Source organism: Amycolatopsis solani (assembly GCF_033441515.1).
Taxonomy (GTDB): domain Bacteria; phylum Actinomycetota; class Actinomycetes; order Mycobacteriales; family Pseudonocardiaceae; genus Amycolatopsis; species Amycolatopsis solani.
Map to the genome: position 1 here is coordinate 2633459 of NZ_JAWQJT010000001.1, position 14900 is coordinate 2648358.

The following is a 14900-nucleotide window of genomic DNA, read 5'->3' on the forward strand; positions in this document are numbered from 1 at the left end:
GTCGTACCCGCGGGGACAATGGTGGGGCGGGTACGGCTTCGAGTATCCGCCCGCTGGGTGGGCGGCCCGCAGGTGGGTCGCGGAATACAGGTAGAGAAGGAGCCGTTCGCAGCATGGTGGACCCGCTGACGAAGACCCCGAAGCCGCGCTTGCGCCTGATGGCCGTGCACGCGCACCCCGACGACGAGTCGAGCAAGGGCGCCGCCACGATGGCGCGCTACGCCGCCGAAGGCCACGAGGTGCTGGTCGTCACCTGCACCGGTGGCGAAGCCGGCAGCATCTTGAACCCGGCCATGGACCGCCCCGAAGTGCTGGCGAACATGGCCGAGATCCGCCGCGAGGAGATGGCCCGCGCGGCCAAGATCCTCGGCGTGAGCCAGCGCTGGCTCGGCTTCGTCGACTCGGGCCTGCCCGAGGGCGACCCGATGCCGCCGGTGCCGGAGGGGTCGTTCGCCGTCGTGCCGCTGGAGGAGTCGACCGAGGCGCTGGTCCGCGTGATCCGGGAGTTCCGCCCGCACGTCATCACGACGTACGACGAGAACGGCGGCTACCCGCACCCCGACCACATCCGCACCCACGAGGTGTCGATGGCGGCGTGGGACGCGGCCCCGGACCCCGCTCGCTTCCCCGACGCCGGTGAGCCGTGGCAGCCGCTGAAGCTGTACTACGGGCACGGCTTCTCGCGGGCCCGGATGACGCTCTTCGACGAGGCGCTGAAGGCGGCCGGGCTCGAGTCGCCGTACACCGAGTGGCTGGCGAAGTGGGACCCGGAGCGGGCCGATGTCATGGAGCGGGTGACGACCCGCGTCGAGTGCGGTGAATACTTCGAGGTGCGGGACGAGGCGCTCAAGGCGCACGCCACGCAGATCGACCCCACCAGCCGCTGGTTCGCAGTACCGCTGGAGATGCAGCGCGAGGTCTGGCCGACCGAGGAGTACGAGCTGGTCAAGTCGCTGGTGGACAGCACGTTGCCGGAGGACGACCTGTTCGCCGGTATCGAGGAGAAGGTGAGTACATGAGTCTGACGCTGCCGGCCGGCGTGGCGCTTCCGGTGACCGCGTCGGCCCTGGTCCTGACGCAGCAGCCGGGCAACGGCGACAACGGCGGGCAGGGGGAGGACTTCGGCAAGTCGTCCCCGGTCGGCTTCCTGGTGCTGATCCTGTTCCTCGTGGCGGTGGCCTTCCTGGTCCGCTCGATGACGAAGCACCTGAAGCGAGTCCCGGCGAGCTTCGACGACCCGCCGGCCGAGGCCGCGCCGGCGCCGCCCGAGGCGAAGGCCGAGCAGCCGGAGGCGGCCGAGAAGCCCGCGAAGGACTCCCCGGCCACCAAGGCCGACAGCTAGAGCCGCGGGTCCACCGGGTCCGACTCCAGGGCGAGCACCGCGAACACGCATTCGTGGACTCGCCAGAGCGGCTCGCCCCGCGCGGTGCGCTCCAGCGCCTCCAGCCCGAGCGCGTACTCGCGCAGCGCCAGCGTCCGCTTCCGGTTCAGCCCGCGCTTGCGCAGCCGCTCCAGGTTCGGCGGCAGCGTGTAGTCCGGCCCGTAGACGATCCGCAGGTACTCGCGCCCGCGCACCTTCACGCCGGGCTGGACGAGGCCGCGCGGGCCCCGCGTCAGGTTGGCCGCGGGCTTGACGACCATGCCTTCGCCGCCGCCGGCGGTCAGTTCCTCCCACCACGAGACGCCCCGGGCGACCGACGCGGGGTCCAGCAGGTCCACCTCGAGCGTCCGGGTCGGCTGGAACCGCGGTCCGGCCAGCCGCTCCAGCATCGACAGGTGCCACGCGTGCGGCCGGTCGTGGTAGGCCGCCCCTTCGGACGCCAGCAGCTGGAACGGCGCCAGCCGGACGCCCTCCAGGCCCTGAGTCGGCCAGCAGTAGCGCCGGTACGCCGTCCGGTAGGCGTCCACTGTGGACGACCGGGCCGCCGTCCGCGCCAGCAGGTCCGAGACGTCGATGCCGCGCGCGGCCGCCGTGGTCAACGCCGAAACGGCCGCCGGCAGCACGGCTTGGGCGGCCGCGCCCACCGACGCGTACTGCTCCGAGATGAGCGAGCCCGCCTTCGCGCTCCACGGCAGCAGCTCGGCGTCGAGCAGCAGCCAGCCGGTGTCCAGCTCCCGGAACAGCTCGGCCGCGGCGGAGCGCACGTCCGCCAGCAGCTCGCGGTTCTGCGCGGCCGGGAAGAACGGCCGCCCGGTGCGCGTGTACACCGCGCCCCCGCCCTCGATGCCGAACCGCCGGGCCGCGACGCCGTCCTGGCAGACCAGGACGACCGCCCGCGACCCCATGTGCTTCTCTTCGCACAGCACCGACTGCACGCCCGCCGCGCGGTACTCGGCGAAAGCCTCGTCCGGGTGCTCCAAGTGGTCGGGGCGCGCCGACGTCGCACACGGCGCCATCGTCGGCGGCAGGTACGCCAGCCACCGCGGGTCGACCGCGAACCGGCTCATCACCTCCAGCGCCGCCGCCGACTGCTCCGCCGAGACGCCGACCCGGCCGTGGTGCGCGGTCTGCACGACCCGCTTCCCGGTGACGTCGGCCAGCTCCAGCACCGCGGGTTCGCGCCCGGCCGGCGGCCGCGAAGCGTCGAGCGGCCGGGCCGGCTCGTACCAGACCCGGTGCGCCTTCACCGAGACGACCTGGCGCTCCGGGTAGCGCAGCGCCGTCAGCTTCCCGCCGAAGACGCACCCGGTGTCCAGGCACATCGTGTTGTTGACCCACTCCGGCTCGAGCGTCGGCGTGTGGCCGTACAGAACCATCGCGGACCCGCGGTAGTCGCGTGCCCACGGCAGCCGCACAGGCAAGCCGTACTCGTCGGTCTCGCCGGTCGTGTCGCCGTAGAGCGCCATGCTGCGCACCCGGCCGGACGCGCGCCCGTGGTAGCGCTCGGGCAGCCCGGCGTGCGCGACGACGAGGTCACCGCCGTCGAGGACGTAGTGCGCGATCAGCCCGTCGCAGAACTCGTGCGCCTGCCGCCGGAACTCCTCGCTCTCCTCGGCGAGCTGCGCCAGCGACTCCGCGAGCCCGTGCGCGGCGTTGACCTTGCGCCCGTGCAGCGCGCGCACCAGCTTCTGCTCGTGGTTCCCGCAGACGACCAGCGCGGTCCCGGCCGCGGCCATCCCCATCACCCGCCGCAGCACGCCGGGGGTGTCCGGGCCGCGGTCGACGAGGTCGCCGACGAACACCGCCGTCCGCCCGTCCGGGTGGACGCCGTCGACGTACCCCAGCTCGGCCAGCAGCTCCTCCAGTTCGGCCGCGCAGCCGTGGACGTCGCCGATCACGTCGAAGGGCCCGGTCAGCTCACGCTTGTCGTTGCGCAGCGGCTCGACGACGAGCTCCGCCTCGGCCACCTCGGCTTCCGACCGCAGCACGTGCACGCGCCGGAAACCCTCGCGCTCCAACGACTTCAGCGACCGCTGCAGCTCGCCGCGCTGCCGCCGGACCACGTGGTCGCCGAATTCGCGATCGGGCCGTGAAGCGTTGCGCGTGACGCAGACGCCGAGCGGCAGGTCGAGCACGATCGCCACGGGCAGCACGTCGTGCTCCTTCGCGAGCTTCACCAGGCTCGCCCGGGAAGCGCGCTGGACGTTCGTCGCGTCGATGACGGTCGTCCGCCCGGCCGCGAGCCGCTTCCCCGCGACGTAGTGCAGCGCGTCGAAGGCGTCGGGGGACGCGGCCTGGTCGTTCTCGTCGTCGGCGACGAGGCCGCGGAAGAAGTCGCTGGAGAGCACCTGCGTCGGCGCGAAGTGCGTGCGCGCGAACGTGGACTTGCCGGAGCCGGAAGCGCCGACGAGCACGACGAGCGCCATGTCGGGGACGGTCAGCTTCACGCGGCCACCTCCTCGGTCGTCGAAAAGACCGCCAGCTGGGTCGGCGGTCCCGATTCCTGGTCCACCGGTCCGATCGGCAGGAACCGGACGTCGTAGCCGCGCCGGGTCGCGACGCCGTCCGCCCAGGCGCGGAACTCGGCTCGCGTCCATTCGAACCGGTGGTCGGCGTGCCGGAAATGCCCCATCGGCAGGAACTCGAACAGCCGGTTGTACTCCGCGTTGGGCGTCGTGACGATCACCGTGCGCGGCGCCGCGACCCCGAACACCGCGTGCTCCAGCGCCGGCAGCCGGTCTTCGTCGACGTGTTCGACGACCTCCATCAGCACGGCGGCGTCGTACCCGGCCAGCGCCGGGTCGGCGTAGGTGAGCGCGGACTGCCGCAGCGTGACCCGGGTGTAGCCGCCCAGCCGCTTCTCGGCGATGGCGAGCGCGCTCGCGGAGACGTCGACGCCGACGATGTCGACGAAGGAACGCTCCTTCTCGAGCACGCGCAGCAGCGCGCCGGAGCCGCAGCCGAGGTCGAGCACGCGCCGGGCGCCCGCGGCCCGCAGCGCGGCGAGCACGCTGCCGTGGCGCTGCGACGCGAGGCTTTCCGGCTGGTCCGGCAGCTCGGTGACCAGTGCCTCGGCCTCCGCCGGGACGTCGCCGGCGTCGGCCAGCCGCGAAAGCGCGTAGTCCACCACCGGGCGGCGCCGCTCGAGGTAGCGGTTCGCGATGAGCTCCCGCTCGGGGTGCGCGGCGAGCCAGCCCTCGCCGGCGCGCAGCAGCTTGTCGGCCTCGTCCTGGCCGACCCAGTAGTGCTTGTCGCCGTCGAGCGCGGGCAGCAGCACGTAGAGGTGCCGCAGCGCGTCGCCGACGCGGTGGGTGCCGGTCAGCGTCAGGTCGACATAGCGGCTTTCGCCCCACTCGGGGACCTGCGGATCGAGCGGGATGGGCGTGGCCGAAACGCGCCAGCCGAGCGGCTCGAAGAGCTTGTGCACGGCCTCGGCCCCGCCACGCGCGGTCAGCGACGGCACGCGGACCTCGAGGTCGAAGAGCTCGTCGACGAGTTCCGGGCGCGCGGCGCAGCGGCCCGCCAGCGCCGTCGTGAACGCCGCCCGCAGCGCGACCGCGAGGTACGAGCCGCCGGCGTAGGGCCGGTCGTTGACGTACTGGGTCAGCGCCGTCCCGCCGCCGCGGACGAGCCCGACCGGGTCGATTTCGACGAACAGCGCGGCCGTGCAGCGCTCCGGCCCGGCCTCCGGGTAGAAGACGTGCGCGGTACCGGCCGACAACGCGACCGTCTGCGCCTTCGCCGGGTGCTTGTGGAGCAGGAAACCCAAGTCGGTGGCCGGGTTCCGGGTCGTCGTGATGGTCAGCAGCACCCGTCCAGTGTGGCGGAGCGGCCGGTGCGCGCGCGTGCGTTTTTCGCCGGGTGCGACCCTGAAGGCATGAACCGCCTCGCCAGTGCGACCAGCCCGTACCTGCTCCAGCACGCGGACAACCCGGTCGAGTGGTGGCAGTGGGGTCCGGACGCGCTCGCCGAGGCGCGGCGGCGGAACGTGCCCATCCTGCTTTCCGTCGGCTACGCCGCGTGCCACTGGTGCCACGTCATGGCACACGAGTCGTTCGAAGACGCCGAAACCGCCGCCGTGATGAACGAGCACTTCGTCAACATCAAGGTCGACCGCGAGGAGCGGCCGGACATCGACGCGGTGTACATGGCCGCGACGCAGGCGATGACCGGGCAGGGCGGCTGGCCGATGACCTGCTTCCTGACCCCGGACGGCGAGCCGTTCCACTGCGGCACCTACTACCCGCCGTCGCCGCGGCCGGGCATGCCGTCGTTCCGGCAGCTGCTGGCCGCCGTCGCCGAGGCGTGGGGCGAGCGGCCGGACGAGCTGCTGGAGGGCGCGAAGCAGATCGTCGCGCACCTCGCCGAGCAGACCGGCCCGCTCCAGGAGTCCGTTGTGGACGAAGCCGTGCTCGACGCCGCGGTGACCAAGCTGGCGCAGGAGGCGGACCCGGTCAACGGCGGCTTCGGCCGCGCGCCGAAGTTCCCGCCGTCGATGGTGCTCGAGTTCCTGCTGCGCCACCACGAACGGACCGGGTCGGCGGCCGCGCTGTCCCTGGTGGACAAGACGGCCGAGTCGATGGCCCGCGGCGGGCTGTACGACCAGCTGGCCGGCGGCTTCGCGCGCTACTCCGTGGACGCCGAGTGGCTCGTGCCGCACTTCGAGAAGATGTTGTACGACAACGCGTTGCTGCTCGGCTTCTACGCGCACCTCTGGCGCCGGACCGGCTCGGCGACGGCGTTGCGGGTGACGACCGGCACCGCGGAGTTCCTCTTCGACGGCCTGCGGACGCCGGAGGGCGGCTTCGCGTCTTCGCTGGACGCGGACACCGACGGCGTCGAAGGCCTCACCTACGTCTGGACGCCGTCGCAGCTGCGTGAGGTGCTCGGCGACGACGCCGACGCGGCCGCCGAGCTGTTCGGCGTCACCGAAGAGGGGACCTTCGAGCACGGGACGTCGACGCTGCGCCTGTTCGGGGAGCTCCCGGAGGCGATCCGGCTCCCCCTGCTGGCGGCGCGGAACCTGCGGCCGCAGCCGGGCCGGGACGACAAGGTGATCGCGTCCTGGAACGGGCTGGCGATCAAGGCGCTGGCCGAGGCGGGCGTGGCGCTGGACCGTCCACAGTGGATCGAGGGCGCGGTCGAGGCGGCCGGGCTGCTGCTGCGGGTGCACGTCGTCGACGGGCGCTTGCGGCGCAGTTCGCGTGACGGCGTCGTCGGGGAATCCGCCGGGGTGCTCGAGGACTACGCGTGCGTCGCCGACGGGTTCCTGGCCCTGCACCAGGCGACCGGCGAGGCGAAGTGGCTCACCGAAGCGATGCGGCTGCTCGACCTGGCGCTCGCGCACTTCGCGTCCCCGGACGTCCCCGGCGCGTACTTCGACACCGCCGACGACGCCGAGGCGCTGGTCCAGCGTCCGGCCGACCCGGGCGACAACGCGAGCCCGGCGGGGGCGTCCGCGCTGGCCGGGGCGCTGCTGACGGCGTCGGCGCTGGCCGGGCACGCGGATTCCGCGCGGTACCGCGACGCCGCCGAGCAGGCGCTTCGCCGCGTCGGCGTGCTGGCCGCGCGGGTGCCGCGGTTCGCCGGGCACTGGCTGTCGGTGGCCGAGGCGCTGCAGGCCGGCCCGGTGCAGGTCGCGGTGGTCGGCGCGGACCCGGCGTTGCGCCTGGCCGCGGCGCGCGGCGTGCACGGCGGCGGCATCGTGCTGGCCGGCGAGCCGGACGCGCCCGGCGTCCCGCTGCTGGCGGACCGCCCCCTGGTCGACGGGGCCGCGGCGGCCTACGTCTGCCGCGGGTACGTCTGCGACCGGCCGGTCACGTCGGCGGAGGCACTGACCGCTCAGCTCTGATCGCCCTGGGAGAACGTGCTGGGTATCCCCCTGTAGTCGGCGTAGCGTCAGTAGCGTTGTAATCATGTAATCGCGGAGGTGGCGGACATGGGACGAGGCTGGCGAGGTAGCCGGGGCTGGCAGCAGGCCGAAGTGCCTTCGGCGGACGACGCGGCGGCCTGGTTCGGCGGACGCCTGCCCGACGGCTGGTTCACCGGAGCCGCGGAGGTCACGGTCGACCGCGAGGAGATCATCGTGGTCGGCGAGCTGCCGGCGTTGAGCGAGGAGCACGCCGACGACGCGGCCCGCGCGGCGGCGGAGGAAGGCCGGATCAGCCGGTTCCGCGAAGAGACGCGCGACGAGCGCATCGAGATCGCGCGCCAGGCGGAGCACCGCTACCAGCGCAAGGTGGCGTGGGGCGCCCGTCTCGGCGGCACGACGGCGCTGTTCACGACGCATTCGGCGCCGGTGATGACCCGGCTGCGGCAGCCGGAACGCCTGGTGCTGGACACGCTGGTGGACGCGGGCGTCGCGCGTTCGCGGTCGGACGCGCTCGCGTGGGCGGTCCGGCTGGTCGGCGAGCACGCCGACAGCTGGCTGGGTGACCTGCGCGAGGCGATGAGCAAGGTCGACGACCTGCGCTCGAAGGGCCCTGACCTGGCGTGAAGAAGTCCACGTTTAGGGGTCTGCGGCCGTTCTGAACCTGCGGGGCCGACAGGGCTGCGGCAGGCTGACTACCAACGAGTAGGAAGCCTGCCGTCAGTCCTTTCCGGAGGTAGCCGTGGACGTCCCAGAAGTGCCATCGAAGGTGGATCCGGACTCGGTGACCGCCGTCCTCGACGGTCGCTGGGCCGAGCTGCGCCGCGCGGTGCGGGCGCAGATGGCCGGCACGGAGTTCCGGGACCCGGTCGCCCTCGACACCGAAGCCCACCGCGCCCAGGTGCTCGACCAGCTGCGCGCGCTCGCCGAGACCGACCGCCCCGGCCTGGGCTTCGACCCGGCCTACGGCGGCGGTGGCGACGTCGGCGGCTCGGTGACGTCGTTCGAGATGCTCGGCTACGGCGACCTGTCCCTCATGGTCAAGGCCGGTGTCCAATGGGGACTCTTCGGCGGCGCCGTCCAGCTGCTCGGCACCGAGCGGCACCACGAGCGGTACCTGCGCTCGATCATGAACCTGGACCTGCTCGGCTGCTTCGCGATGACCGAGCACGGGCACGGCTCCGACGTCCAGCACCTGCGGACCACGGCGACCTATGGGGACGGTGGGTTCGTCGTGCACACGCCGGACCACATGGCGCAGAAGGAGTACATCGGCAACGCGGCCCGCGACGGCCGGATGGCGGTGGTGTTCGCGCAGCTGGTCACCGGCGGGGAATCGCGCGGCGTGCACGCGTTCACGGTGCCGATCCGGGGCGAGGACGGGAAACCGCTGCCCGGGGTGTCCATCGAGGACTGCGGCCCGAAGGCCGGCCTCAACGGCGTCGACAACGGCCGGTTGAGCTTCGACAACGTCCGCGTCCCGCGCGAGGCCCTGCTGAACCGCTTCGGCGACGTCGACGAGAACGGGACGTACTCGAGCCCGATCGAGAGCGACGGCCGCCGGTTCTTCACCATGCTGGGCACGCTGATCCGCGGCCGGGTGAGCGTCGGCGGCAGCGCGGGCAGCGCGACGAAACGCGCACTGGCACTGGCGATCCGCTACGGCGAGCACCGCCGCCAGTTCACCACCCCGGACGGCGACGAGGTCGTCATCCTCGACTACCTCGCCCACCAGCGGAAACTGCTGCCGGCGCTGGCGAAGACGTACGCGCTGCACTTCGCGCAGGAGGAGCTGGTGTCGAAGCTCCACGACATCGACTCGTCGGCGCCCGAGGAGGAGCAGCGCGAACTGGAGTCGCGCGCGGCGGGCATGAAGGCCCTCAACACCTGGCACGCGACGGCCACGATCCAGGCGGCGCGCGAGGCTTGCGGCGGCTCGGGCTACCTGGCGGAGAACCTGCTGCCCGGGCTGAAGGCCGACACCGACGTCTTCACGACGTTCGAGGGCGACAACACGGTGCTGCTGCAGCTGGTCGCGAAGGGGCTCCTGACCAGCTACAAGGAGGACTTCCAGGACCTTTCGCCGCTGGCGACCGCGCGGTTCTTCACCGACCAGGTGGTGAGCGCGATCCTGGAACGGACTTCCGTGCGCAAGGCGCTCGAGTCGCTCACCGAGGGCTCCGACGCGGATGTGTTCTTCCGCCGCGAGTGGCAGCTCCGGCTGTTCGAGGACCGCGAGGAGCACGTCGTGGAGGGCGTGGCGAAACGCCTGCGCAAGGCGGCTTCGGACCCGTTCGGCGTGTTCAACTCGGCGCAGGACCACGTGCTGCGCGCCGGCCGCGTCCACGTCGAGCGGCTGGTCCTGTCGGCGTTCGTGGCGGCGATCGAGCGCTGCGAAGACCCGGATGCCCGCACGCTGCTGGAGCGCGTCTGCGACCTGTACGCGCTGTCGGCGATCGAAGAGGACCTGGCCTGGTTCCTGGGCCACGGCCGCCTGACGGCGTCACGTGGAAAGGCCGTCACCGCGGCGGTGAACGGCCTGTGCGCCCAGCTGCGCCCGCACGCGCGGACGCTGGTGGACGCGTTCGCCATCCCGGACCAGTTCCTGGCGGCGCCGATGCTGAAGTCCTGAGTCGAGACCGCGAGGGGTGGCCGGGGTCGGGGCCCGGCCACCCCTCGCGGCGGCTTTACCGGCGGTGCTTGCCTTCGTCGTCGGTGACTTCGAACTGCTCCTTGCGGACCTTGCCGGAGACGGTCTGGTCCTCGGTGACCGACTCGGTCCGCAGCCGCGCCCGCTCGACCGGCACCGTTTCCTTGCGCACCACGGGTTTCTCGGCGTGCAGGACGACGTCCTGCTCGGCTTCGCCGATCTCGGCCTCGCCGCCGGTCCCGGTGATCGGCTCGCGTTCGATGCGCACCTCTTCGTGCCGCACCGGGACGGTGACCTGCTGCTCCTCGGTGACGACGTACTTCCGCAGCCGGACGTGCCCGGTTTCGACCTGCTCGGTCCCGACGTCCAGCCGTTCCTCGGAGCGGGTCATGCTGCCCTTGGCGTCCATCCCGGACTTGCCCTTGGCCTGCTGCCGCTCGCCGGTACGACCGCTGTCGCCAGTACGACCACCGCCGGTGCGGCCGTCGCCCGTACGGCCGTCGCCCGCGGGCATCCGGCCGTCGGGTGACGTGCGGGGCACGGGCAGGCCGTAGTGGCGGTACAGCTGGGCGCTTTCCTCAGGGGAGAGGTGCCCGTCGGCGTCGATGCGCGGCGCGTCGGAAACGCTGTCCTTGTCGACCCGGACGTGGACGCCGTCCCGGTCGGTGTGCGCCCCGGAGAGCGGCACGAAGCTTTCCTTGGTGCCGAACAGCCCGGTCTTGACGGTGATCCATTCCGGCTGGTGCGTCGCGTCGGCGAGGTAGACCGTGCCGACCTTCCCGAGCTTGTTGCCGTTCGGGTCGACCACGGCACTGTCGATGAGCTCCCGGGGTTCCATGGTCTTGGCCATCGCGGTGCGGCTCCTTTCGCGCGTTGCGTCCTTGGTGAAGCCACCGTCGGCCGCGCCGCCGGGCCCGGCAACCGGCGTGGTGTCCCCGTGGGTGACCCCCGAAGGTGATCGTTTGAAGGCGCGCCGGCTGGCCAGGTCCGTGGGTGCGCCGCAGGTCGGGAGGGCTGTCCCCGGCGTGATCGAGCCGGTGCGGAATGGCGCGAAGGTGTGGATGTGACCGCCGACACTTTCCGGTGCTGTCACAACCCCGCCGCCGCGCTCGTCATGGCGGTGAAACCGGAAGACGAAAGGGAAGAACGATGGAAGCGCGGCTCAACATGTTCGAGAACGAGATCACCACCAAGTTCGTCAAGCGCCTGATCGCGGCGTCCCACCCGATCGCGGAGTCCTCGCTGCCGACCGCGACCCAGGAGCTCGTGAAGATCCGGGCGAGCCAGATCAACGGCTGCGGGATGTGCCTCGACATGCACACGAAGGACGCGGCGGCGAACGGCGAGACGGCGGTCCGCCTGGCGATGGTGGCGGCCTGGCGGGAAGCGGTGGTGTTCACCGAGGCCGAGCGGGCGGCGCTGGCGCTGACCGAGGAGGGGACCCGCCTGGCGGACGCGCACACCGGCGTCAGCGACGCGACGTGGTCGGAGGTCCGCAAGCACTTCGACGACGAGCAGATCGGCGCGCTGATCTCCCTGGTGGCGATGATCAACGCGTGGAACCGGCTGAACGTCATCGTGCAGAACCCCGCGGGCGAGTACCAGCCGGGCATGTTCGGCTGAGCCTCTCCGGCTGCGCGACAATGACGAGCCACGGGGAGGTGGTGTCGTCGTGCCGAGACGGGAACGACCGCTTGAGCGGACCGAGGACGAGTTGTCCCGCTTCGCGGCCGATCTGCGGGCGTTGCGCGCACAGGTGGGCACACCGTCCTATCGGGAGCTGGGGCGGCGGGCGCACTACTCGTCCAGCACGCTGTCCGACGCCGCGGGTGGCCGGAAACTCCCGACGTTGCCGGTCACCCTCGCCTACGTCCGCGCGTGCGGCGGCGACGTCGAGGTCTGGGCCCGCCGCTGGCGCGAGCTGGCCGCGGAACTGCCGGACGGAACCGAACCGGACGCCGGCTCGCCGTATGCCGGGCTGGCCGCGTTCCAGACCGCGGATGCCGACCGCTTCTTCGGCCGTGACCGGCTGGTCGAGGACCTACTCGACCGCCTGTCACGCCGGCCGCTGGTGGCGGTGTTCGGTCCCTCGGGAGCCGGCAAGTCGTCACTCCTGCGGGCGGGTCTCATCCCGCGGCTGACCGGCGAGCACGTGGTGTTCACGCCGGGCGCGCATCCCCTGAAGACGTACGAAGAACACGTGGCCGGGCACCCGCCGGCCGATCTGGTCGTCGTGGTCGACCAGTTCGAAGAGTGCTTCACCCTGTGCGCCGATCCCGCCGAGCGGGACGCTTTCCTCTCGGCGCTGGTGCGCTCGGCCACCGGCCGCACCCGCGTCGTGCTCGGGGTCAGAGCCGACTTCTACGAGCACTGCGCGTTCCACGAGAAGCTGGCCGAGGCGGTGACCGACGCGCAGGTCCTCCTCGGCCCGATGCACGCCGACGAACTCCGGGAAGCGATCGTCCGCCCGGCCGCCGCCGTCGGCTGCGTGGTCGACACGGCGCTCGTCACCCGGCTGGTCGCGGAAACCGCGGGCCAGCCCGCCGCGTTGCCGTTGCTGTCGCACGCGTTGCTGGAAACCTGGCGCCGCCGCAGCGGCATGCGGCTCACGCTCGAAGGCTACGAGCGTACCGGCGGCATCGAGCACGCGCTGGCCCGCACGGCGGAAGAGACGTACGAAAGCCTTACCGGCGCGCAACAGGAGACGGTGCGGCACCTGTGCCGCCGGCTGGCCACGGCGGAAATCGGTGCCCCCGCGGTGAAACGACGGGTCGCCCGCGACGAGCTGGGCGACGACGCCACCGAAGTACTGGACCAGCTGGCGGCGGCGCGCTTGGTGAGCCTCGACCGGGACAGCGTCGAGCTCGCGCACGAAGCGCTGCTCCGGCACTGGCCCCGGTTGCGCGACTGGCTCGCCGAGGACAGCGAAGGCCTGCAGCTCCACCGCCGGCTGACGCGCGCCGCCGTCGACTGGGTGGCCTTCGACCGCGACCCGGGGATCCTCTACCGCGGCGCGCGCCTCGACGACGCCCTGGCGTGGCGCGCGGAGAACGACGCCACGCTGAACGCCGTCGAGCGCGAGTTCCTGGACGCCGCGACCGAGCTCCGCGACCAGGAACGGACGCTCGACCGGCGGCGCGCGAGCCGACGTCGTCTGGTGACGACGGTCCTCGTCGCGCTGGTCGTGCTGGCCGCGGCCGCCACCGCGTACGGCGTGTCCGCCCGGCAGCAGGCGGCGGAGCAGGCCGCACTGGCGACGTCGCAACGGATGGTCTCGCAAGGGCGGGGCTTCCTCATCACGGATTCCACCGAGGCCGCGCGGCTGGCACTGGCCGCGTACCGGATCGCCCCGACCGACGATGCCCGCGACCTGGTGCTGAGCGCCGCGGCGGGCTCCGACCGCACCGATTTCGCCGGCGCCGTCGGCACGGTCGGCGACGTCACGCTCAGCACCGACGGCCGCCTGATCGCGTTCGGCGGAGCCAAGGCCGTGCAGCTGTGGGACCTGCCCCACTACCGCAAGCTGGCCACGATCCCGGGCGCCCTCGGCACACTGACTCTCAGCGAAGACGGCCGCTGGCTCACGGTGTCGCGGCCGCAGCGGACCGTCGAGCTGTACGACCTGGACGACCCGACCGCCCCAGCACTGGCGGCGACCTTCCCAGCCGCCGAAACGGCCCGCATCGACCCGACCGGAACCGTCCTGGCCACCCGCGCCCCCGGCCAGCCCACCCGCCTCCTGTCCATCGACCACGGCGTGGCCCCCCCGCGAGTTCGCGGCCCTGCCCCCGACGGAATTCGTCAGCTTCAGCGCCTCGGGCCGAACGGTGTTCATCGGCCAGCAAGAGGGCCCGACGGCCTCGATCCACGTGTGGGAGTACGACACGACGGGCGCCCGCCACCTCACGAAGTGGACGGGAATCGGTACCGTGGTCTTCGGTTCGGCCCACGGCTTGACGGTCACTTTGGACACCTACGGCGACGAGCAGCTTCGCTTGTGGGACACGACGAACCTCCTCGAACCCCGCGAGCTGCCGCCACTCCCGTTGCCCCCGAGCGGCTTCCAGCAGGCGGTGTTCGACGCGGAGGCCCGCACGCTGGCGGTGACGGACCGCAGCGCGACGATCCGGGTGATCGACGTGAGCGACCCGCGAAACCCGCGGTTGGAGGCGTCGTTGGCGGGGCACACGGCCCCGATCAAGGCGATGACGTTCCTGCCGGGCCGCCGGTTGTTGAGCGCGGGGTTGGACGCGACGGCGCGGCCTTGGGAGTTGAACTTCGAGGAGGTGTCGTCCCACGTGCGCCGATGACGGCTAGGCGTACATGGCCAGCCAGATCGCGATGTAGTGCGAAACCGCCGCCAGCACCGTGCAGGCGTGGAAGTACTCGTGGTACCCGAACGTCTCCGGCCAGTGGTTCGGCCACTTGAACCCGTAGAACGCCGCCCCCAGCGTGTAGAACAAACCGCCCACGCACAGCAGGACCAAAGCCGCCACTCCGGCGTGGGACAGCAGCTCCGGGAAGACGAACACCGCGACCCAGCCCAGTGCGATGTAGATCGGCACCCCGAGCCAGCGCGGTGCGTGCGGCCACAGCATCTTCAGCGCGACACCCAGCACCGCGCCGCCCCAGACGATCGACAGGATCACGTAGCCCGTGGGCTTGGGCATCGCCAGCAGGGTGAACGGGGTGTACGTGCCCGCGATGAACAGGAAGATCATCGAGTGGTCCGCGCGCTTCATCCACTTGTACGCGCGGGGGCTCCACAAACGACGGTGGTACAGCGCGCTCACGCCGAACAGGCCGAGCACCGTCAGGCCGTAGACCGACGTCGCCAGTGCCGCTATCGGGGACACCGTGGACGCCGCCAGGCTGACCAGCGCCGCCGCCGCGGCGAGGGCGCCGAAGAACGTCCAGAAGTGGATGTGGCCGCGCAGGCGCGGTCGGAGGTCCACCACTGGCTCGCGCGGTTCCGTCGTCAGGCTCACCCTTCCAGGTTA

11 protein-coding genes are annotated in these 14900 nt (G+C 72.1%); 7 read left to right on the plus strand and 4 right to left on the minus strand.

What is annotated here, in order from left to right; genetic code table 11:
• Positions 1-113: 113 nt before the first annotated feature.
• Together mca and SD460_RS13030 are read left to right on the plus strand one after the other, a co-directional pair.
• Positions 114-1019 (plus strand): mycothiol conjugate amidase Mca, encoded by a 906-nt coding sequence (gene mca / locus SD460_RS13025; protein ID WP_290061445.1) that lies wholly within the window; start codon positions 114-116, stop codon positions 1017-1019.
• Positions 1016-1342 (plus strand): hypothetical protein, encoded by a 327-nt coding sequence (locus SD460_RS13030; protein ID WP_290061446.1) that lies wholly within the window; start codon positions 1016-1018, stop codon positions 1340-1342. Before mca ends, SD460_RS13030 begins: the two co-directional genes overlap by 4 nt.
• Here SD460_RS13030 and SD460_RS13035 read toward each other — a convergent pair.
• A complete protein-coding gene (locus SD460_RS13035; RefSeq protein WP_318306192.1) occupies positions 1339-3828 on the minus strand; it encodes a polynucleotide kinase-phosphatase in 2490 nt (829 codons plus the stop codon). The two genes, SD460_RS13030 and SD460_RS13035, sit on opposite strands and share 4 nt — an antisense overlap.
• On the minus strand, positions 3825-5192 hold the full coding sequence (locus tag SD460_RS13040; RefSeq protein ID WP_318306193.1) for a 3' terminal RNA ribose 2'-O-methyltransferase Hen1: 1368 nt from the start codon (positions 5190-5192) through the stop codon (positions 3825-3827). Before SD460_RS13040 ends, SD460_RS13035 begins: the two co-directional genes overlap by 4 nt.
• A 66-nt stretch (positions 5193-5258) precedes the next feature.
• On the opposite strand from SD460_RS13040, the gene SD460_RS13045 reads away from it, so the two are divergent.
• The 3 genes from SD460_RS13045 (at position 5259) to SD460_RS13055 (ending at position 9882) form a co-directional block, all read left to right on the plus strand.
• Entirely contained in the window at positions 5259-7232 is a 1974-nt protein-coding gene (locus tag SD460_RS13045) for a thioredoxin domain-containing protein (RefSeq protein WP_318306194.1), read from the plus strand.
• An 87-nt stretch (positions 7233-7319) separates the two neighbouring features.
• Complete coding sequence (abmR, locus tag SD460_RS13050) at positions 7320-7877, plus strand: ATP-binding transcription factor AbmR (protein WP_290056902.1); 558 nt, start codon at positions 7320-7322, stop codon at positions 7875-7877.
• Between the two features lie 115 nt (positions 7878-7992).
• Positions 7993-9882, plus strand: a complete 1890-nt coding sequence (locus SD460_RS13055; RefSeq protein WP_290056901.1) for an acyl-CoA dehydrogenase family protein — start codon at positions 7993-7995, stop codon at positions 9880-9882.
• A 55-nt stretch (positions 9883-9937) separates the two neighbouring features.
• Here the strand turns inward: SD460_RS13055 and SD460_RS13060 are convergent, their stop codons facing one another.
• Entirely contained in the window at positions 9938-10750 is an 813-nt protein-coding gene (locus tag SD460_RS13060) for a PRC and DUF2382 domain-containing protein (RefSeq protein WP_290056900.1), read from the minus strand.
• Between the two features lie 299 nt (positions 10751-11049).
• Here SD460_RS13060 and SD460_RS13065 point away from each other — a divergent pair, with 299 nt between their 5' ends.
• Both SD460_RS13065 and SD460_RS13070 read left to right on the plus strand, forming a co-directional pair.
• On the plus strand, positions 11050-11523 hold the full coding sequence (locus SD460_RS13065; protein ID WP_290056898.1) for a carboxymuconolactone decarboxylase family protein: 474 nt from the start codon (positions 11050-11052) through the stop codon (positions 11521-11523).
• A gap of 49 nt (positions 11524-11572) precedes the next feature.
• A complete protein-coding gene (locus tag SD460_RS13070) occupies positions 11573-14329 on the plus strand; it encodes an nSTAND1 domain-containing NTPase (RefSeq protein WP_290056897.1) in 2757 nt (918 codons plus the stop codon).
• On the opposite strand, the gene trhA is transcribed toward SD460_RS13070, so the two are convergent.
• Positions 14214-14855 (minus strand): PAQR family membrane homeostasis protein TrhA, encoded by a 642-nt coding sequence (trhA, locus tag SD460_RS13075; RefSeq protein ID WP_290056908.1) that lies wholly within the window; start codon positions 14853-14855, stop codon positions 14214-14216. The genes SD460_RS13070 and trhA overlap by 116 nt on opposite strands.
• Positions 14856-14900 lie beyond the last annotated feature (45 nt).